Annotated in this window: 16 protein-coding genes, 1 tRNA gene and 1 other RNA gene; 11 read left to right on the forward strand and 7 right to left on the reverse strand. The window is 57.1% G+C overall.

All coding sequences use genetic code 11. The annotated features are described in order from the left end of the window. Window positions 1–461: 461 nt before the first annotated feature. From CDA56_RS00005 to CDA56_RS00030, 5 genes are all read right to left on the reverse strand, one after another. Window positions 462–593, reverse strand: a non-coding RNA gene (locus tag CDA56_RS00005) — RtT sRNA. Window positions 594–627: 34 nt separating this feature from the next. Further along, window positions 628–704 (reverse strand) — tRNA-Pro (locus CDA56_RS00010). Window positions 705–793: 89 nt separating this feature from the next. Further along, window positions 794–2,482 carry a kdo(2)-lipid A phosphoethanolamine 7''-transferase gene (eptB, locus tag CDA56_RS00015; RefSeq protein WP_014227190.1) on the reverse strand — a complete coding sequence of 563 codons (1,689 nt, stop codon included), beginning with the start codon at window positions 2,480–2,482 and terminating at the stop codon, window positions 794–796. A gap of 241 nt (window positions 2,483–2,723) precedes the next feature. Next, complete coding sequence (locus CDA56_RS00020; RefSeq protein WP_064357663.1) at window positions 2,724–3,926, reverse strand: L-lactate MFS transporter; 1,203 nt, start codon at window positions 3,924–3,926, stop codon at window positions 2,724–2,726. A gap of 342 nt (window positions 3,927–4,268) precedes the next feature. After that, a complete protein-coding gene (locus CDA56_RS00030) occupies window positions 4,269–4,913 on the reverse strand; it encodes a lipase (RefSeq protein WP_014227192.1) in 645 nt (214 codons plus the stop codon). A 160-nt stretch (window positions 4,914–5,073) separates the two neighbouring features. Here CDA56_RS00030 and tag point away from each other — a divergent pair, with 160 nt between their 5' ends. After that, window positions 5,074–5,643, forward strand: coding sequence for a DNA-3-methyladenine glycosylase I (gene tag, locus CDA56_RS00035; RefSeq protein WP_025106795.1), 570 nt, complete (start codon window positions 5,074–5,076; stop codon window positions 5,641–5,643). Beyond that, window positions 5,633–6,079 carry an N-acetyltransferase gene (locus tag CDA56_RS00040; RefSeq protein WP_025106794.1) on the forward strand — a complete coding sequence of 149 codons (447 nt, stop codon included), beginning with the start codon at window positions 5,633–5,635 and terminating at the stop codon, window positions 6,077–6,079. Before tag ends, CDA56_RS00040 begins: the two co-directional genes overlap by 11 nt. Here CDA56_RS00040 and CDA56_RS00045 read toward each other — a convergent pair. After that, window positions 6,042–8,372: a molybdopterin guanine dinucleotide-containing S/N-oxide reductase gene (locus CDA56_RS00045; RefSeq protein WP_049079176.1), complete on the reverse strand. Its 2,331-nt coding sequence runs from the start codon at window positions 8,370–8,372 to the stop codon at window positions 6,042–6,044. The genes CDA56_RS00040 and CDA56_RS00045 overlap by 38 nt on opposite strands. Before the next feature lie 167 nt (window positions 8,373–8,539). Here CDA56_RS00045 and CDA56_RS00050 point away from each other — a divergent pair, with 167 nt between their 5' ends. The 6 genes from CDA56_RS00050 (at window position 8,540) to ghrB (ending at window position 14,490) form a co-directional block, all read left to right on the forward strand. Further along, window positions 8,540–9,202 carry an OmpA family lipoprotein gene (locus CDA56_RS00050; protein WP_004855336.1) on the forward strand — a complete coding sequence of 221 codons (663 nt, stop codon included), beginning with the start codon at window positions 8,540–8,542 and terminating at the stop codon, window positions 9,200–9,202. A gap of 93 nt (window positions 9,203–9,295) precedes the next feature. Continuing rightward, window positions 9,296–10,312, forward strand: coding sequence for a LacI family DNA-binding transcriptional regulator (locus CDA56_RS00055; protein WP_004855337.1), 1,017 nt, complete (start codon window positions 9,296–9,298; stop codon window positions 10,310–10,312). 108 nt (window positions 10,313–10,420) lie between these two features. Next, window positions 10,421–11,170 carry a sugar phosphate isomerase/epimerase family protein gene (locus CDA56_RS00060; RefSeq protein ID WP_038423829.1) on the forward strand — a complete coding sequence of 250 codons (750 nt, stop codon included), beginning with the start codon at window positions 10,421–10,423 and terminating at the stop codon, window positions 11,168–11,170. 3 nt (window positions 11,171–11,173) lie between these two features. Next, window positions 11,174–12,112, forward strand: coding sequence for a sugar kinase (locus CDA56_RS00065; protein ID WP_004855344.1), 939 nt, complete (start codon window positions 11,174–11,176; stop codon window positions 12,110–12,112). A gap of 101 nt (window positions 12,113–12,213) precedes the next feature. After that, on the forward strand, window positions 12,214–13,494 hold the full coding sequence (locus CDA56_RS00070) for an MFS transporter (protein WP_004855346.1): 1,281 nt from the start codon (window positions 12,214–12,216) through the stop codon (window positions 13,492–13,494). Between the two features lie 24 nt (window positions 13,495–13,518). Then, on the forward strand, window positions 13,519–14,490 hold the full coding sequence (ghrB, locus tag CDA56_RS00075; RefSeq protein WP_009652700.1) for a glyoxylate/hydroxypyruvate reductase GhrB: 972 nt from the start codon (window positions 13,519–13,521) through the stop codon (window positions 14,488–14,490). Window positions 14,491–14,547: 57 nt separating this feature from the next. On the opposite strand, the gene CDA56_RS00080 is transcribed toward ghrB, so the two are convergent. Continuing rightward, window positions 14,548–15,258 (reverse strand): DUF3053 domain-containing protein, encoded by a 711-nt coding sequence (locus CDA56_RS00080; protein ID WP_004126443.1) that lies wholly within the window; start codon window positions 15,256–15,258, stop codon window positions 14,548–14,550. A 441-nt stretch (window positions 15,259–15,699) separates the two neighbouring features. Between CDA56_RS00080 and CDA56_RS00085 the strand changes: the two genes are divergently transcribed. The 3 genes from CDA56_RS00085 (at window position 15,700) to cspE (ending at window position 18,061) form a co-directional block, all read left to right on the forward strand. After that, complete coding sequence (locus tag CDA56_RS00085; protein WP_102803676.1) at window positions 15,700–17,058, forward strand: MFS transporter; 1,359 nt, start codon at window positions 15,700–15,702, stop codon at window positions 17,056–17,058. A gap of 236 nt (window positions 17,059–17,294) precedes the next feature. Further along, window positions 17,295–17,588 (forward strand): HTH-type transcriptional regulator, encoded by a 294-nt coding sequence (locus CDA56_RS00090; protein ID WP_004106774.1) that lies wholly within the window; start codon window positions 17,295–17,297, stop codon window positions 17,586–17,588. Window positions 17,589–17,848: 260 nt separating this feature from the next. After that, window positions 17,849–18,061, forward strand: coding sequence for a transcription antiterminator/RNA stability regulator CspE (cspE, locus tag CDA56_RS00095; RefSeq protein ID WP_004126446.1), 213 nt, complete (start codon window positions 17,849–17,851; stop codon window positions 18,059–18,061). Window positions 18,062–18,091 lie beyond the last annotated feature (30 nt).

Here is an 18,091-nt window from a genome sequence, read left to right on the forward strand (position 1 = left end):
CCCCGGGAGCGGTGTGCAGTACGGCTGGATTTCCCGGAGGCGATGCTACGCATCTGTCCGGGCTACCGGCCCGTAGACAACGCTGAACCCGTAGCCCGGGCAAGGCGCTTTGCGCCGCCCCCGGGAGCGGTGTGCAGTACGGCAGCATTTCCCGGAGGCGATGCTGCGCATCTGTCCGGGCTACCGGCCCGTAGACAACGCTGAACCCGTAGCCCGGGCAAGGCGCTTTGCGCCGCCCCCGGGAGCGGTGTGCAGTACGGCTGGATTTCCCGGAGGCGATGCTGCGTATCTGTCCGGGCTACCGGCCCGCAGACAACGCTGACCCCGTAGCCCGGGCAAGGCGCTTTGCGCCGCCCCCGGGAGCGGTGTGCAGTACGGCTGGATTTCCCGGAAACGATGCTGCATATCAGTAAGGACGACAGAAACAAAAAAGCCTGCTCGTTGAGCAGGCTTTTCGAATTTGGTCGGTGATAGAGGATAACTCGCCACTACGTGACTCGCCCTGCGGGCCGTTGCTGTCGCAACGTTCTCTCGCTCCGCTCGAGTCGAACCTCTACCCCCGGAGGTTCTCATCCTCACAAACCTCAGATGCAAAAAAGCCTGCTCGTTGAGCAGGCTTTTCGAATTTGGTCGGTGATAGAGGATTCGAACCTCCGACCCCTTCGTCCCGAACGAAGTGCGCTACCAGGCTGCGCCAATCACCGAATGCGGGCGCATCTTACTGCTGCGATACACACCCGTCAATGCCTTATTATGAAAAAGTCGCTCAAGCGGCGAGAAACTCGCCACTCTGCTACTCCTTCTTCGCCGCAGCGTCAGGAACGTGGCACCAGTTGTTATATTGGTTAATCCCGCCGTCCGGCGAAGTATAGCCAAGACAGCCCATAATGGTGTCATACAGCTCTACGTGACGACGCGGTACCTTCATGGCCGCCTGCTGCTTCAGGTGCGCAAAAGAAGCTGCGTGGTCGGGCGACGCCAGATACTTATCCGACATCCACACCAGCATCGGCACGCGGAACTGCTCCGGCGGCGCCATCTTGCGCGGCGTACCGTGCAGGTGTTCGCGCTCGTTGATAGACTCGCCGTGGTCGGCCGCATAGAAAACAATCGCCTTCTTGTCCCGCAGCTGATCCAGCACGCTGACGATAAAGTGATCGACGTAGGTCACGCTGTTATCGTACGAGTTAATCAGCTCAGCCTTCGAGCATTTATTATCGACGCCGACGCACTCCGGCTTCCACTGCGCAAAGCTGCGCGGATAGCGCTGGGTATAGTTAAAGTGCGATCCTTTGGTATGCAGAATAATCAGGTGCTTACCATTGGGATTCTTCGCCAGACCGCGCTTCATTTCATCCACCAGCAGCATGTCGTCAACGCTCTTGCCGCGGTTACTCGGCTCAGCGCCAATCTGCTCGCGATAGGCGATATTGTTCGCCATCGTGTTGCTGTAGAACCACATCTCGCTCTGCATGGCGTACAGGTTGCCGCTAAAGCCGAGCTGGTGCAGGACGGCAAAGACGTTCTGTTCTTTCAGCGTCCGCTGCGGGTTATCATCCGCCCCGCCCTGACGAACGAACATACAGCGCAGCGACAGCTTCGTGGCGGTATCGCAGGAGTATCCGCGGAAAGCGACCAGGTTTTTCTCCTGCGCCAGCTTAGGCGTGGTATTGCGGCTATAGCCCAGGATGCCCATATGGTCCCAGCGGGTGGTTTCGCCGATGATAAACACCACGTAAGTATCATCCAGCCCTTGCGGCTCAACGTAGGTGAATTTTTTCGCCGGATTGATCAGGGATTTATTATCGGAAGACTCGTCCACCTGCGCCCACGCGTAAAGCCCCAGCGCTGATAGCCAGTTAGACGGCAGATAGGAGTTAGCCACCACCCCGCCATAGCTTGGCAGATCGACTTCGGAACTGCGCTCAAAGTTCTTCTGACGAACCTCCAGCAAGCGAATAGGGCCCCAGACCATCAGGCCAGCCAGCAGCACGATAGTAATATTCTTCATCCGCTGGCCGGGCGTACGAATTTGACGCAGCAGGGTGAAGCGACAGCGGTTGCTCCAGATAAGCACCAGCGGCAGCGCGCTCATCAGCACCAGCCAGAGAATCAGGTGCCAGCCGATAACCTCTCTGGACAAGTCGATGTCAGTGGTCATCACCGAGGCAATAATCCCGTAGCCGATCACCACGTTCAGGAAGGTCATGTAATAGCTGGCGGCGGCGGAGAAGAGTACGACGATGGTCGCGAGAATACGCCAGACCCGGCGGCCAAACAGCGACAAAATACGCAGCAGAAAGAAGGTGACCAGAAAGGTCCCTATCAGCTCAACTGCACCTGAGAGTCCTTTCCAGATGGTAAACTCCTGAGCGTACCCCTCGAAGCGGCGGAAGAATACGGCGGCGTTCATAAACCAGCCGATGTACAGCGCCAGCCAGATACTGAGCTTCAGCTGCGTCATCGTTTTAATGTATTTCATGCAAAAAACCTGGAAAACGAAGAGATAAAACCGCCCGACTTAAGCGATATAAGTAAGCAGGTTAATAAAGTGCGTTTAGCTTGGTTATAAGAAACCTCTACAAAGCGCGATAAGTAGACCACAGCGGAAGGAAAAAGTATCAGGAGGGAATGTGATCCAACCAAACATTTACAAAACATTTGGTTGGATTGGCACTATTAGCTTAGGGAATTAATCATCGGGGCCGGGATAACACCCGGTTTCAGGCGTGAGCCTGGTGGTAAATTTCACTTTTCGGCTGACGAATCGTTGTCGAAAGCGCCAGAGAGAGAATCAGCAGCGCAAAGATGACGCAGAAGGTCACGTAGAAACCGCCGAACAGGGAAGCAATCAGCGAACCGCAGATGCTGCCGATACCAAAGCCGAGATAAATCACGCCGTAGTTTTTCGCCAGGTTATTGAGACCAAAGAACTCGCTGACCAGCGACGGGAAGACGGTAATCGTACCGCCGAAGTTAAAGGCCACGCAGGCGATAGCGGCGAAGAACGTCATGGCGTTCAGCGGAGCGAACAACAGCGCCGCCATACCGATAAGCGAGACAACCTGTCCGATGGTAATCACCCGGATGCGGGACATTTTATCGGACAGAATGCCCAGAACCAGGCGCCCGCTCAGGTTAGCGATAGAGATCACCGTCACCGCGTTGGCGGCCGTCGCAACATCGAGGTGCACCATCCCCTGGGCGATATCTTTCGCCACGCCAATCACGTACAGGCCGCTCATGCAGGCGGTCAGGAACATCACCGCCAGCATCCAGTACTGAGGTTTACGCATCGATTCGGCGAGGGTGAAGTCATTTTCGACGACGCCGTTGTTGGCGGTAGCGGTGTGGTTCGGCGCGTCTGTCATCAGCGTCGCGCCAAAAACGATCATCACCAGCACAATAGCGCCCCAGATAATAAAGGTTTTTTCCAGGCCGACCGTCGCCAGCAGATGGGAGTCAATAAATTTAAAACCCAGGCTGCCAAGCCCGTAAGCACCGATGGAAAAAGCCGAAATCAGTCCCTTACGTTCCGGGAACCATTTGACGCAGTTCGACAGCGTCAGCAAATAGCCGGCACCGTCGGCCAGCCCAACCAGCAGACCCGCGCTCAGCCACAGCATCATCAGGCTGTTTGAATGCGCGGTAAGCAAGAATCCGAGGCCCAGCAGGACGCCGGAAGCCATGGTGACGCGTTTAACGCCGAAACGTTCCTGTAATTTACCTGCCACGGATGAAGAGAGCGCCAGGCCGAGGCTTAACAGGCCGAATGAAAACGCCACCTGGCTTACCGGTTCGTCCAGCTTGGCGGAAAGCGAACTATTGAACAAACTCCATGTATAAACCGATCCCAGCGCAAATTGCGTAATGATAGTGCCGAGCAGCGTAAGCCAGCGGGTGTATTGACGGTTTGCAGCGTTCATAGCAGTTGTCCTGAATAATTAACTGCCGCCACCATAACGAAGTCCCCTGTAAGTCTGGGGAAAAAAGGCATGAGCTGCCGCTACCGCGGAATGAAATGCATTAAAGGCGGAATGAATGACATTGCAAAACATTCACGCCTTAACGATTTATCGAAAAGTTAGTGCCCGCTACCGCTGGAAGATGCGTCATTACTGTAATGATAAAGTAAATTAAACGTATCAACTATGCTACATATTTAGCCTGAATAACTCGAGTGGCAAATGGCGGCATGCCGCAGCCCCATCCGGGTGAGGCTCAGGGATGAGCCGAATCACAAGCGCCGCCAGCGTATCCGCAATAAATTAAAAATTGGCGCTCACGCCCATTAAATAGAGATAGTTTGCCCCGGTGGGTAAATTGTCCGCCTGGGATAGCGCCGCCCAGGCGGCAAGATGAGAGTTGAGCGACATATCTGCGCCCAGCGTCACGTCCCGCCAGGCACCGTCCTGCGCGCGGTTCGCCCCGCCGAAATCCGTCGTCAACTCCTGGTTATAGCTCACCTGAGCCCACGGATGTACGCCCCATAGCTTCTGATAATCGACCCGCCAGCCCAGCGTATTCACATAGCCGGTTCCGGCCGCATTGCGGGTAAGCGGCGGCGACGTCAGATCGGAATGTAAACTGGCGACCGGGCCGGACGTCATCCCCTCGGTCAGAGAGAAATTCCAGCCGACGCTCATACCGCGTGCGCTATCCACCGGAGAGACCGCCTGATTAAACGCCAGTCCGGAAGGATCGTCGGACGCATTTATCCGCTCCGCGAGAATATCTTCATAGCGCGGTTGGTGATCGCTGTCCCATGTATAGCGTTCCGCAGTATTACTTTTTGTATCGATAGCGATATATTCCTGTTGCCAGGCATTCGCCCCGGCAACACACGACGCCCAGACGGATACGCACGCCGGGACCAGGAATACCCGGAGGCCATTGCATTTCTTTATTATCATTAATGCGACTCCAAAAAGAGCCGAAACGGCAAGGTTGCTGTGTTTTTTTTATGGGTGTCCTATCCCTGCTTGGGGAATAATAACCCTGTATTAACTATTATCTTTATCTTTCAGCCGTCAAGTTGAACGACTGAGTTTTTATCACAAAAGGGAGAGACAGATGCAACGTTGCGGATGGGTCAGTCAGGATCCTTTATACATTGAGTACCACGATAAGGAGTGGGGCGTTGCTGAAAAGAATCCCCGCAAGCTGTTTGAGATGATTTGTCTCGAAGGCCAGCAGGCCGGACTGTCGTGGATCACCGTGCTGAAAAAGCGTGAAAACTACCGCCGCGCTTTTCACCAGTTTGATCCGGTTCGCGTCGCGGCAATGGACGAAGAAGACATTGAACGTCTGGTTCTCGACGCCGGTATTATTCGCCATCGCGGTAAAATTCAGGCCATCATCGGCAACGCCCGCGCCTTCCTGGCGATGGAAAAAAATGGCGAACCTTTCGCAGATTTCGTCTGGTCATTCGTCGATAATCACCCCCAGGTGACGGCCGCCGCCACGCTGGCGGAGATCCCGACAACCACCCCGGCTTCTGACGCATTGTCGAAAGCGCTGAAAAAACGGGGCTTTAAGTTTGTCGGCTCCACTATCTGCTACTCCTTTATGCAGGCCTGCGGTCTGGTCAACGACCACGTCATCGACTGTTTCTGTCGCTCAGGAGGCCAGGATGATTCGTAACTGGGACGCTAACGAAACCGGCCCGCTGCTCGAGCTGTGGCTTGAGAGTACGATCCACGCGCATCCGTTTATCGCCGAAAGCTACTGGCATGACAGCCTGGCGATAGTGCGCGACGTTTATCTGCCCTCCGCGCAAACCTGGGTATGGGAGCAGGACGGCGTGCTGAAGGGTTTTATCAGCGTGATGGATTCCCGCTTCATCGGCGCGCTGTTCGTCGCGCCGGATGCCGCCAGGCAGGGTATCGGCAGCGCGCTGATCGGCGAAGTCAAAAAACACTACGGTTGGCTAACCCTTGAGGTATACCAGAAAAACGTTCAGGCGGTGAATTTCTACCATGCGCAGGGCTTCCGCATTGAAGACTGCGCATGGCAGGATGAAACCCAGCATCCGACCTGGATTATGCATTGGTCGGCGGATCAAATGCCGTCAGCGTAAGCTCGGGCCCGGTATACTTTTCCAGCCAGGCCAGCGCCGTATTTCCGGCGCAGCCGTTACCCAGCCGCGATGTCGGAATATCTTTGGTCAGCACGTTCACCGCACCGTTTTTGCAGATCCCCGCCTGAGGGTCGAGATCGGGCCACGCCCCTTCATGCAAGCAGATAACCCCGGGACGAATGCCGTCGGTCACTACCGCGCCGGCCAGCACCTGGCCGCGTGAATTCCATACCCGCACCAGATCGCCATCGGCGATATTGCGCGCCTGCGCATCGCGCGGATGAAGGGTTAACGGTTCACGGCCCGCCACCGCGTACTGTTCGCGCAGCGACGTATGGTTGAGCTGGCTGTGGAGGCGGTGCGCCGGATGCGCTGACAGCACCTGGAGCTGGCCTTCCTGCGCATTGCCGTGCCATTCGTCCGGCTCCAGCCACATCGGGTGCGGCGGGCAATCCGGATAAGCAAACCCGGCGATGGTCGGCGAGTGAATTTCAATTTTACCGCTGGCGGTTTTCAGCGGATTCGCCTGCGGATCGGCCCTGAAGGCGGCAAAGCGGGCGAAGCGCGCGTTTTCAGGGTTCTCCGGCATTTCAATCAGCTGATTATCCTGCCAGAACCGGGCGAACGGCGGCAGCGTAACCTGCTGCGCCGCCCCGCGCTGGGCGGCAATCTGGTAAAACGTCTCCAGCCACTGCAGATCGTTTTTACCCTCGGTGAAGCGCTCCCGCCCGCCCGCTTCCCAGCGCTCGCTGAGGTCGGCGAAGACCTCGAAATCATCGCGCGCTTCATCGCGCGGCGCGACCACCCGCTTCATCGGCACCAGATGCTGGTTGCTGTAGTCGCCGGTCATGGTCATATCGTTGCGTTCAAATGAGGTCGTCGCGGGCAGCACGATATCGGCATGGCGCGCCGCGGCGGTCCAGAAGCATTCGGAAATGACGATAAGCTCCGGTTTTTGCCAGGCGCGGATCAGCCGGTTGGTATCCTGATGGTGGGTAAAGTTGGCGCCGCCCGCCCACCAGATAAAGCGGATATCCGGGAAGCGGCGTTCCATACCGTTATGTTGATAAGACGCTCCGGGATTTTCCAGCGCTTCAACGATACGCGCGACCGGGATTTTTTCCACTGCATCGGTCCCGCCCGCCACGCTGCCCTGCATTGAGGCCAGCACCGCCGCGCGGCGCGTAGGGTTGCCGCCGTTGGCAAAGTGATAGGAAAGGCCAAAGCCCCCGCCCTGGGTGCCTATCTGGCCGAGCATGGCGGCAAGGGTCACCAGCATCCAGTGTTTTTGTTCGCCAAACTGCTGGCGCTGCATTCCCCAGCCGGACATCAACATGGTGGTGTTTTCGTGGAAAAGTTGTGCCAGTTCGCGAATTTTCTCCGCGCTAATGCCGCAGATCGCCGCCGCCCATTCCGCCGTTTTTGCCGTTCCGTCGCTCTCCCCGGTCAGATAGCGGGCGAAAACGTCATAGCCGCTGGTGCAGCGGGCCAAAAACGCGTCATCCTGCCAGCCGTTTTCCACCAGCGTATGGGCGATACCGAGCATCAGCGCCACGTCGGTGCCCATATGCGGGGCGATCCACTCCGCCGCGTCGCCAAAGAATTCCGCCGTTTCCGATCGCATGGGATCGATGCAGATCACCCGCTTCCCACTCTGACGCAGACGATCGAACCACGGGATGCCCTGCTCATCGGAAGCGTTCCAGGCAATTTTTAGCGTATTTAATGGGTTAGCGCTCCACAGCACCACGACATCGCTATGTTCCAACACCATTGGCCAGCTGGTCTGCTGCTGATAAACCTCATTACCGCCAACCACGTACGGCATGATCGCCTGGGCCGCGCCGGTAGAATAATCGCCCAGATGCCCGGTATAGCCGCCCGCCAGGCTCATATAGCGCTGGAGCAGCGTCGCCGCTTTGTGCAACACGCCATTTGAGCGCCAGCCGTAGGAGCCCGCAAAAATCGACGCCGGGCCGTAGCTTTCGCGAATGCGCCGGTGCTGGGCGTGAATCAGATCCAGCGCCTGCTCCCAGCTCACCCGCACAAACTCATCCTGCCCGCGCACGCCTTGTGGGCTTTCTGGCGAGGCGAGAAATCCCTTACGCACCATCGGATAACGTACGCGGGTTTTGCTATGCACCTGATCGCGCACTGCGGTTTGCAGCGAGTTGGGGAAAGGGGTATCAAGCGCCCCGCGCGAAGAGATGACGTTCTCGCCATCGGTTTCGACCAGCATTGGCCCCCAATGGGCTGCGGTCAGGATAGTTTTGGTAGCAGATGAGGTTGGCAATGCGGGCTCCTGGTCAGCGATAGCAGGTGTGGTGACGGCACGTTATTCAGCCGTTCAATGTTATTTACAAATTGAGATGCTCCCTGCGGAATTTTCTCCGGTTTCGGGCGTCATAATCAACCGTCACGGTCGCTGTGGCAAAGAATAAAAAGGATTAAGGAAATAAGATGAAAAAACGCGTACTCATGATTGCGGCTGTCGTTAGCGGCGCACTGGCCATTTCTGGCTGTACCACCAATCCCTATACCGGGGAGCGCGAAGCGGGTAAATCCGGGATCGGCGCGGGCATTGGTTCGTTAGTCGGCGCAGGCGTTGGGGCGCTCTCCTCTTCCAAACATGACCGCGGCAAAGGCGCGCTGATCGGCGCGGCGGCCGGCGCGGCGCTGGGCGGCGGCATCGGTTACTATATGGACGTGCAGGAAGCGAAGCTGCGCGAGAAAATGCAGGGAACCGGCGTAAGCGTGACGCGAAACGGCGACAATATCGTGCTGAACATGCCGAACAATGTGACCTTCGACAGCAGCAGCGCCAACCTGAAACCCGCGGGCGCCAATACCCTCACCGGCGTGGCGATGGTGCTGAAAGAGTATGAGAAAACCGCCGTTAACGTAGTGGGTTATACCGACAGCACCGGCAGCCAGGATCTGAACATGCGCCTCTCTCAGCAGCGCGCGGAAAGCGTCGCCAGCGCGCTTATTACCCAGGGCGTGGCGGCTAATCGCATCCGCACAACCGGTATGGGCCCGGCGAACCCGATCGCCAGCAACAGCACGGCGGAAGGCAAAGCGCAGAACCGCCGCGTTGAAATTACCCTCAGCCCGCTGCAGTAATGCCCTCTTTGCCCGGCGACTCGCCGGGCAAAATGCTTGATATAGCGAATTTTCGCGCTAAGGTGTGTGCAGATTTCAGCAAAGGAAGCCACCATGGCGAAAGCGGCGCGAGCAACCATTAGCGATGTGGCGAAAGCCGCAAAGACCGGCAAAACCAGCATTTCACGCTATCTGAACGGCGAGAAGCATCTGCTTTCCGACGATCTGCTGGGGCGCATTGAAAAAGCCATTGCCGAGCTCGACTATCGTCCCAGCCTGATGGCCCGCGGCCTGAAGCATGGCCGCACCCGGCTGATCGGCCTGATCATCGCCGATATCACCAACCCCTACTCCGTCAACGTGCTCAGCGGCATTGAAGCCGCCTGTCGCGAAAAAGGATTTACCCTGCTGGTATGTAATACCAACAATGAGCTGGACCAGGAGCTGCACTATCTCGACCTGCTGCGCAGCTATCAGGTGGAGGGGATCGTGGTCAACGCGGTCGGGATGCGCGAGGACGGCCTCAACCGCCTGCAGCAGTCGGCGCTGCCGATGGTGCTTATCGACCGCAAAATTCCGGAATTCGCCTGCGATGTCGTCGGCCTCGATAATACCCAGGCCGCCACCACCGCCACCGAACACCTGGTGGAAAAGGGCTTCGAAGCCCTGCTGTTCCTTAGCGAACCCCTCGGCTCGGTCAATACCCGCCGCGAGCGCCTGAGCGCGTTTCGCCAGACCCTCCTGCGCCATACCGGTATTGTCGCGGAAAACGCCGAAGTACCGTTGAACGATGGCGCGATGCTGGATAACGTCCTGCGTCACTTCCACTCCCACCATCGCGGCATGCGCAAGGCGGTGATTTCCGCCAACGGCGCGCTGACCCTGCAAGTGGCACGCTCCCTTAAACGCGTTGGCCTGATTTGGGGCAGCGATATCGGCCTGCTGGGCTTCGATGAACTGGAGTGGGCCGAGCTGGCGGGCGTGGGGATCACCACGCTCAAACAGCCGACCTGGCAGATTGGCTTCGCCGCCGTCGAGCAGGTGGTGCGTCGGATTGAAGGCAGCAACGACCCGGTCTGCGAACGGGTGTTTTCCGGCGAGCTGATCGTCAGAGGCTCCACCTCCCGCTAACGATCCTTCGTGATGGCGATCATAAATTAGACATCCTGGCCTTTGCTTTGGAACCGATACCATCTAGCGTAATAAACAACGCATCAGATTATCGTCGGGAGTATTGGGATGGCCAGAAAGATTATTGTCGTTACCGCCGCGTACGGGAATGACCATGTTAAAGCGCTGGGCGGGCAGTCCGCCGTCCTGCCATTTATCGCCGGCTCCGGCGCCGACGGCGTAGAGATCCGCCGGGAACTGTTCAGCGCGGATGAGCTGAACCACCTGCCGGAACTGGCCGCCGATATTGAGCGCCGCGGCCTGCTGGTTTGCTATTCCGCGCCGGAAGCCCTGTTTACCGCAGACGGCTCGCTCAACCCGCGCCTCGCCGACTTTTTGCAGGAAGCGCAAACCCTTAACGCGCTGTGGCTGAAGCTCTCGCTGGGCCGCTTTACCCACCAAAACGATCTGGACACCCTGCGCGATATCCTGCGCGAGAGCGGCATGGCGCTGGTGGTGGAAAACGATCAAACCGACTGCGGCCAGCTGGCGCCGATGCAGCGCTTCAAGGCCGCCTGTCGGGTTAACCAGCTGCCGATCACCCTCACCTTTGATATGGGCAACTGGCTGTGGGTTGGCGACTCGCCGGAAGAGGCCGCGCGCCACCTGGCGCCTGCCGTCAGCTATATTCATGTAAAGGCGGCTGAGCCGCACCATTCGCAGTTTCGCGCCGTGCCGCCGGATGAAGCGTCCGGGCGCTGGCTGGCGCTGCTCGACAATCTGCCCGCAGACGCCCCGCGCGGGATCGAATTTCCGCTGACTGGCCATGACCTGACGGCCGTGACCCGCCGCTACGTCAACCTGTTACGCGAGGATTAAGTTATGCAAAAAGCGTTAGATGTCATCACGATAGGCGAAGCCATGGCGATGTTTGTCGCCACCGAAACCGGCGAACTGGCTGAAGTAGAACATTTTATGAAGCGCGTGGCGGGCGCGGAACTGAACGTCGCGACCGGGCTGGCCCGCCTCGGCTTAAGCGTCGGCTGGGTAAGCCGCGTCGGCGCGGACAGCTTTGGCCGCTTCGTCCTCACGGCGCTGGCGAAAGAGGGGATCGACGCCCGCGGCGTGAGCACCGATGGCCGCTACGCTACCGGCTTTCAGCTGAAATCTAAAGTCGAAAATGGAACCGATCCCATCGTAGAATATTTTCGCAAAGGCTCTGCCGCCAGCCATCTGTCGCCGGATGATTTTAACGAATCATACTTCGCCAGCGCCCGTCACCTGCACTTAAGCGGCGTGGCCGCCGCGCTGTCGGAAAGCTCATACGCCCTGCTGGACCGCGCGGCGCGCACCATGAAAGCGCAGGGAAAAACGATTTCGTTCGACCCCAACCTGCGGCCCACGCTGTGGAAAAGCGAAGCCGAGATGGTCGAGAAGCTTAACCGCCTTGCGTTTCAGGCCGACTGGGTTCTGCCGGGGTTGAAAGAAGGCATGATTCTGACCGGCCAGCAAACGCCGGAAGCCATTGCGGACTTTTATCTCAGCCACGGCGTTCGCGCGGTCATCATAAAAACCGGCTCCGACGGCGCCTGGTATAAAACCGCCGACGGCGAACAGGGGGCCGTTGCGGCGATAAAAGTGGATAACGTCGTCGATACCGTTGGCGCCGGCGATGGCTTTGCCGTCGGGGTGATTAGCGCCCTGCTGGAAGGAAAACCGCTGCCGCAGGCGGTGAAACGCGGAAACAAAATCGGCTCACTGGCCATTCAGGTCCAGGGCGATAGCGAAGGCTTACCCACGCGTGAGGCGCTGGGCGAGTAAGCAGATTCAGCACAACGTCAGGCCGTTCTGTACCCTACATGCAGCGCGGCGTAACGGATCTTTTCTATGATGAGCGTCACCTCACTCACAGAGGCAAACCTATGAATAGTTCGACGAATGCAACAAAACGCTGGTGGTACATCATGCCTATCGTGTTTATCACGTATAGCCTGGCATATCTCGACCGCGCTAACTTCAGCTTCGCTTCGGCGGCCGGTATTACTGAAGATCTGGGGATCACCAAAGGTATCTCCTCCCTGCTGGGGGCGCTGTTCTTCCTCGGCTACTTCTTCTTTCAGATCCCCGGCGCGATTTACGCCGAACGCCGCAGCGTACGCAAACTCATTTTTATCTGCCTGATCCTGTGGGGCGCCTGCGCCTCGCTGACCGGGATGGTGCACAATATTCCCGCGCTGGCGGCGATTCGCTTTATTCTCGGCGTCGTCGAGGCCGCGGTCATGCCGGCGATGCTGATTTACATCAGCAACTGGTTTACTAAATCTGAACGCTCTCGCGCCAATACCTTCCTGATCCTCGGCAACCCGGTGACGGTGCTGTGGATGTCGGTGGTGTCCGGTTACCTGATTCAGGCCTTCGGCTGGCGGGAAATGTTTATTATCGAAGGCGTTCCGGCGGTGATTTGGGCCTTCTGCTGGTGGGTGCTGGTAAAAGACAAACCTTCGCAGGTCAACTGGCTGGCGGAAAGCGAAAAAGCCGCGTTGCAGGAGCAGCTGGAGCGTGAACAGCAGGGAATCAAACCGGTGCGCAACTACGGCGAAGCCTTCCGCTCGCGCAACGTTGTCCTGCTGTGCATGCAGTATTTCGCCTGGAGCATCGGGGTTTATGGTTTCGTTCTGTGGCTGCCGTCAATTATCCGCAGCGGCGGCGAGAATATGGGCATGGTCGAGGTCGGCTGGCTCTCATCCGTCCCCTATCTGGCGGCGACCATCGCGATGATCGTGGTCTCCTGGGCCTCCGATAAAATGCAGAACCGCAAGCTGTTTGTCTGGCCGCTGCTGCTGATTGCCGCCTTCGCCTTTATTGGTTCCTGGGCCGTTGGCGCCAACCATTTCTGGGTCTCTTATACCCTGCTGGTGATTGCCGGCGCGGCGATGTACGCCCCCTACGGACCGTTCTTCGCCATCATTCCTGAGATGCTGCCGCGCAACGTCGCCGGAGGCGCCATGGCCCTGATTAACAGCATGGGCGCGCTGGGTTCGTTCTTCGGCTCATGGTTTGTCGGTTACCTGAACGGCACCACCGGCAGCCCCGCAGCCTCGTACATTTTCATGGGAGTGGCGCTTTTCGTCTCGGTATGGCTTACTTTGATTGTTAAGCCTGCTAATAATCAAAAACTTCCGCTCGGCGCACGTCACGCCTGAAACCTTAACGCAACGGAGAACCGCATGAAGCCGTCAGTCATTCTCTACAAAACGCTTCCCGACGACCTGCAACAGCGTCTGGAACAACACTTTACCGTCACCCAGGTGAAAAACCTGCGTCCGGAGACCGTTTCACAGCACGCCGACGCGTTCGCTGAAGCGGTAGGTCTGCTGGGTTCCAGCGAAAAAGTCGATACCGCGTTACTGGAGAAAATGCCCAAGCTTCGTGCGACCTCGACCATCTCCGTCGGCTATGACAACTTCGACGTCGATGCGCTGAATGCGCGTAAAGTGCTGCTGATGCACACCCCGACGGTACTGACCGAGACCGTCGCCGATACCGTGATGGCGCTGGTATTGAGCACCGCGCGTCGGGTGGTTGAGGTGGCTAACCGCGTGAAGGCCGGCGAGTGGACCAAAAGCATCGGTCCGGACTGGTTTGGCAACGATGTGCACCATAAAACCCTCGGTATCGTCGGTATGGGGCGTATCGGGATGGCGCTTGCCCAGCGCGCCCACGCGGGCTTTGGTATGCCGATCCTCTACAACGCCCGCCGCCAGCACCCTCAGGCAGAGGAGCGCTTTAACGCCCGCTACTGCGATCTCGATACCCTGCTGGAGGAAGCGGATTTTGTCTGTCTGATCCTGCCGCTGACCGATGAGACTCATCATCTGTTCGGCAAAGCGCAGTTTGCCAAAATGAAGCCCTCGGCCATCTTTATTAACGCCGGGCGCGGCCCGGTGGTGGATGAGAAAGCGCTGATTGCCGCACTGCAGGAAGGTGAAATTCATGCCGCCGGCCTCGACGTTTTCGAACAAGAGCCGCTGGCGAAAGACTCCCCGCTGCTGAATATGCCAAACGTGGTCGCCGTGCCGCATATTGGCTCGGCCACGCATGAAACCCGCTATAACATGGCGGCCTGCGCGGTGGATAATCTGATTGATGCCCTGAACGGCAACGTTGAGAAGAACTGCGTGAATCCGCAGGTGAAGTGAGAAGTGAAAAAAGAAAACCCGGGCTAAGGTGAAGCCTTGCCCGGGCTGTCAGAGCCGTTAACGCGTCGCGTTAACTGCCGCGGTCCACGCCTGATTAAAGGCCTGGTGCTGAGCGGCCAGCGGCCCAATCAGCGTATTGTACTGACTGGCCTGCTGCGAAGTCGGGAACTGAATACCGTTTGCCACAAAGCTGACCTGGGTTTCTTGCTGAGCGATAAAATCACCCACCTGCACCAGCTGTTGGGTAAATACCTGCGCTGCCGGAATTAACGGCTGTAGCGCATTCGCCGGCGCCGTCACGACTTTGTTATAGACCTGGTCGAAGACCGGCTTGAGATCGTCGCCCTGTTTCAGCGCGCCGTGGGCGGCATCCGCCTGTATTTTTGCGTTCTCCAGCTGCTGGCTCAGTACGCCCAAAGCGCCGTTTGCCTGACGCAGCGGTTCGCGCTGGGTAACATAATCCTGCGGTACGCGGATCGCGTTCACGCTATCAACCACCGGACGCAAACCCGCATCCATCGCCTGGCTTACCTGCTGTGAATAGCCGTAAATCACCGCGTAATCGGAAACGAAAGGCCCGAACTGTTTTTTCTGATCGGCGGTCAGCGTCGGCAGACGTTCGCCGCTACGCATTGCCGTATTTTGCAGGAAGTCGATAAACGCTTTGCGCTGATCGCCTTCTTTATCAAAACACCCACTCAGGCTAACCACCATTAACAGGGCCGCAATAGCCGCAAACCAGCGAGAGCAGGACTTTCCTGTCGCCATTTTTTTACTCCTTTCAGCCAAAAAAAGCGCAAACAGACACACACGTGCCAGACGCTGACAAGGATAGTCCAGGTCGGCCTTGCAGGATACCTTTTCCTGACAATCTTCCTCCCTGAAAGCCGGTTTTTTAGCGTTTTAGCGACCAGTCGCGTCGGCTGTTAAGTCCATCACAATTACCGCTATCATCCGGCATTCGGCTGAAACGCTTAACAAATTGATTTTGTTATTATTAATCTATTCTCTCTTCTGCACGGGTCGCAAAGTGGACGATAATCGCACGCTTCCCTTTTCGCCTGCATTGCCTGAACCGCCGTTCGATGATTTTATTAAATGAGCGATTAACGGCTTTTTGTTCGATAATCGCACAAACAACATCAACGACCGCGAGGGAGATAACAATAATCTATCTCTGTCCCCCGCTCTGCCTGCCAGGAATGCCGCATGAAGAAAACAACCATCGATATTCAGGCTTTTATCAATGAACATCCCTTCACGAAATACCAGTGGATGATTCTGGCCTTATGTTTTATCACCGTCGCGATGGACGGATTCGATACCGCGATAATCGGCTTTATCGCCTCTGACCTGGTGCAGGAATGGGGCGTCGAAAAATCGGCGTTAGGCCCGGTTATGAGCGCCGCCTTAGTCGGGCTCGCGGTCGGTGCGCTGACCGCCGGACCGCTCGCCGACCGCGTTGGGCGGAAAAAAGTTCTGATTATGTCCATCGTGGTTTTCGGTGGCTTCAGCCTGCTGACCGCCTTTGCTACCAGCCTTACCCAGCTGACGCTGCTGCGTTTTCTTACCGGCCTTGGGCTGGGCGCCGCCATGCCGAACGCCGCGACGCTGATGAGCGAATACGCCCCAGAGCGGCGTAGGGCGCTGATGGTTAACCTGATGTTCGTCGGCTTTCCGATGGGCTCCTCGCTGGGCGGCTTCCTCTCCGCCTGGATGATCCCCCATTACGGCTGGCAAAGCGTGCTGGTGCTTGGCGGCGTGATGCCGCTGCTGCTGGCGGTAGTGCTGATCTTTCTTCTGCCGGAATCCGCGCGCTATATGGTGGTCAAACGCCAGCCTGCCCAGCGTATCGCCGCGATCCTGCGCCGCATCGCGCCTGTTCCCGAGCAGGCGGAATTTGAACTACGCGAAGCGGGCCAGGTAAAGGAGAAATCGTCCATCGGCGTGATTTTCTCACCGCGCTACGCCGTCGGCACCGTCATGCTGTGCCTGACCTACTTTATGGGCCTGCTGATCTTCTATTTGCTGACCAGCTGGCTGCCGCTGCTCATCCGCGAAACCGGCGCGACGATGAGCCAGGCCTCTATTATCACCGCGCTGTTCCCGCTGGGTGGCGGGATTGGTGTGCTTATCCTCGGCGCGCTGATGGATAAGCTCAACCCAAACAAAGTGGTGGCCGTGGGCTGGCTGCTGACCGGCGTGTTCGTTTGTCTGGTTGGTTTCTCGACCCATAACCTGCTGCTGATGGGGATAATGGTATTTATCGCCGGCAGCATTATGAACGGCGCGCAATCATCAATGCCTGCGCTGGCCGCCGGTTTCTATCCCACCCAGGGACGCGCGACCGGCGTGGCCTGGATGTTAGGGATTGGTCGATTTGGTGGCATTCTCGGCGCCTTTAGCGGTGCGTTCCTGATGCAGGCCCAGCTCTCTTTCGAAACAATTTTCTCCTTGCTGGCAATCCCGGCCTTCCTGTCGGCCACCGCGCTGCTGGTCAAATATAAGCTTGGCCAACGGCAACCTCCGGCGGCCCAGGGTGAAGTGGAGAAGCTCCAAAAGGCGTAACTCACCGGCCAGCGGGCGCGCGCTGGCCTTTTCCGCTTTTCTTCTTATCTGTTTACAATAATTTGCTTATCGGCTCTCTCTATTACTTTTCAGCATGTTATATCGCCCGACGCGGCGCGAAAGAACCTCGGGTGATAAATAATTACCAGGGTAAGCATTCCTGGCCTTTTTTTCCGACTATTCTTAAGAGGCTCTACATAATTCACCCTCCGCCGTATGAAAGAGAGGAGTTCTCAATGGAATATAAAGATCCTGCATTTGAACTGCTGAGCAACCTTGAACAAATTATTTTTAAAGATCAGGCTCAGGCGGCCTCGCTGACGCGTAAGCCCGCCGCATGCATTGAATTTGACCAGCTACGCAAAGGTACCGGGCTGAAAATAGATGATTTTGCCAACGCCATGGGCGTCAGCGTAGCAATGGTACAAGAGTGGGAATCGAGACGCGTAAGGCCTTCTCCCACAGAGCTTAAGCTGATGCGCCTGATCCAGGCGAATCCGCAGCTTTCAAGACAGCTTATTGATTCATAATTTTAGCGTTTATGGGTTTCGGCTAGCGGTCCTGCCAAAGGACCGTTTTCATGCCAACGAAAAAAAAGTTTGCTATCACAACGTGAACATGCGTTAATGCTCGCAGGTTTGAAGTAAAGACCACAGAGCATTCGAATAGAGCAGTCCTTCAAAGGTTATCCGTTGATACCCCGGTAGTGAACTTTCCCTTTATCGCTTTAAATCTGTAGTCCAGACCGTAACGCCGCAAGGCTCATTTATTTTTTTAAAGGTAATTCACTATGTCCGGTAAAATGACTGGTATCGTAAAATGGTTCAACGCTGACAAAGGCTTTGGCTTCATCACTCCTGACGATGGTTCTAAAGACGTGTTCGTACACTTCTCTGCTATCCAGAACGAAGGCTACAAATCTCTGGACGAAGGTCAGAAAGTTTCCTTCACCATCGAAAGCGGCGCTAAAGGCCCGGCAGCTGGCAACGTAACCAGCCTGTAAGCTTAAAAAGCTCAAAATTATTAAGTCCCT

The organism is Klebsiella michiganensis, assembly GCF_002925905.1.
GTDB classification, from domain to species: domain Bacteria; phylum Pseudomonadota; class Gammaproteobacteria; order Enterobacterales; family Enterobacteriaceae; genus Klebsiella; species Klebsiella michiganensis.

Coding starts and splice junctions, on each gene's coding strand:
- eptB (WP_014227190.1), bottom strand. CDS start 2,482: ATGAAATACATTAAAACGATGACGCAGCTGAAGCTCAGTATCTGGCTG.
- CDA56_RS00020 (WP_064357663.1), bottom strand. CDS start 3,926: ATGAACGCTGCAAACCGTCAATACACCCGCTGGCTTACGCTGCTCGGC.
- CDA56_RS00030 (WP_014227192.1), bottom strand. CDS start 4,913: ATGATAATAAAGAAATGCAATGGCCTCCGGGTATTCCTGGTCCCGGCG.
- tag (WP_025106795.1), top strand. CDS start 5,074: ATGCAACGTTGCGGATGGGTCAGTCAGGATCCTTTATACATTGAGTAC.
- CDA56_RS00040 (WP_025106794.1), top strand. CDS start 5,633: ATGATTCGTAACTGGGACGCTAACGAAACCGGCCCGCTGCTCGAGCTG.
- CDA56_RS00050 (WP_004855336.1), top strand. CDS start 8,540: ATGAAAAAACGCGTACTCATGATTGCGGCTGTCGTTAGCGGCGCACTG.
- CDA56_RS00055 (WP_004855337.1), top strand. CDS start 9,296: ATGGCGAAAGCGGCGCGAGCAACCATTAGCGATGTGGCGAAAGCCGCA.
- CDA56_RS00060 (WP_038423829.1), top strand. CDS start 10,421: ATGGCCAGAAAGATTATTGTCGTTACCGCCGCGTACGGGAATGACCAT.
- CDA56_RS00065 (WP_004855344.1), top strand. CDS start 11,174: ATGCAAAAAGCGTTAGATGTCATCACGATAGGCGAAGCCATGGCGATG.
- CDA56_RS00070 (WP_004855346.1), top strand. CDS start 12,214: ATGAATAGTTCGACGAATGCAACAAAACGCTGGTGGTACATCATGCCT.
- ghrB (WP_009652700.1), top strand. CDS start 13,519: ATGAAGCCGTCAGTCATTCTCTACAAAACGCTTCCCGACGACCTGCAA.
- CDA56_RS00080 (WP_004126443.1), bottom strand. CDS start 15,258: ATGGCGACAGGAAAGTCCTGCTCTCGCTGGTTTGCGGCTATTGCGGCC.
- CDA56_RS00085 (WP_102803676.1), top strand. CDS start 15,700: ATGAAGAAAACAACCATCGATATTCAGGCTTTTATCAATGAACATCCC.
- CDA56_RS00090 (WP_004106774.1), top strand. CDS start 17,295: ATGGAATATAAAGATCCTGCATTTGAACTGCTGAGCAACCTTGAACAA.
- cspE (WP_004126446.1), top strand. CDS start 17,849: ATGTCCGGTAAAATGACTGGTATCGTAAAATGGTTCAACGCTGACAAA.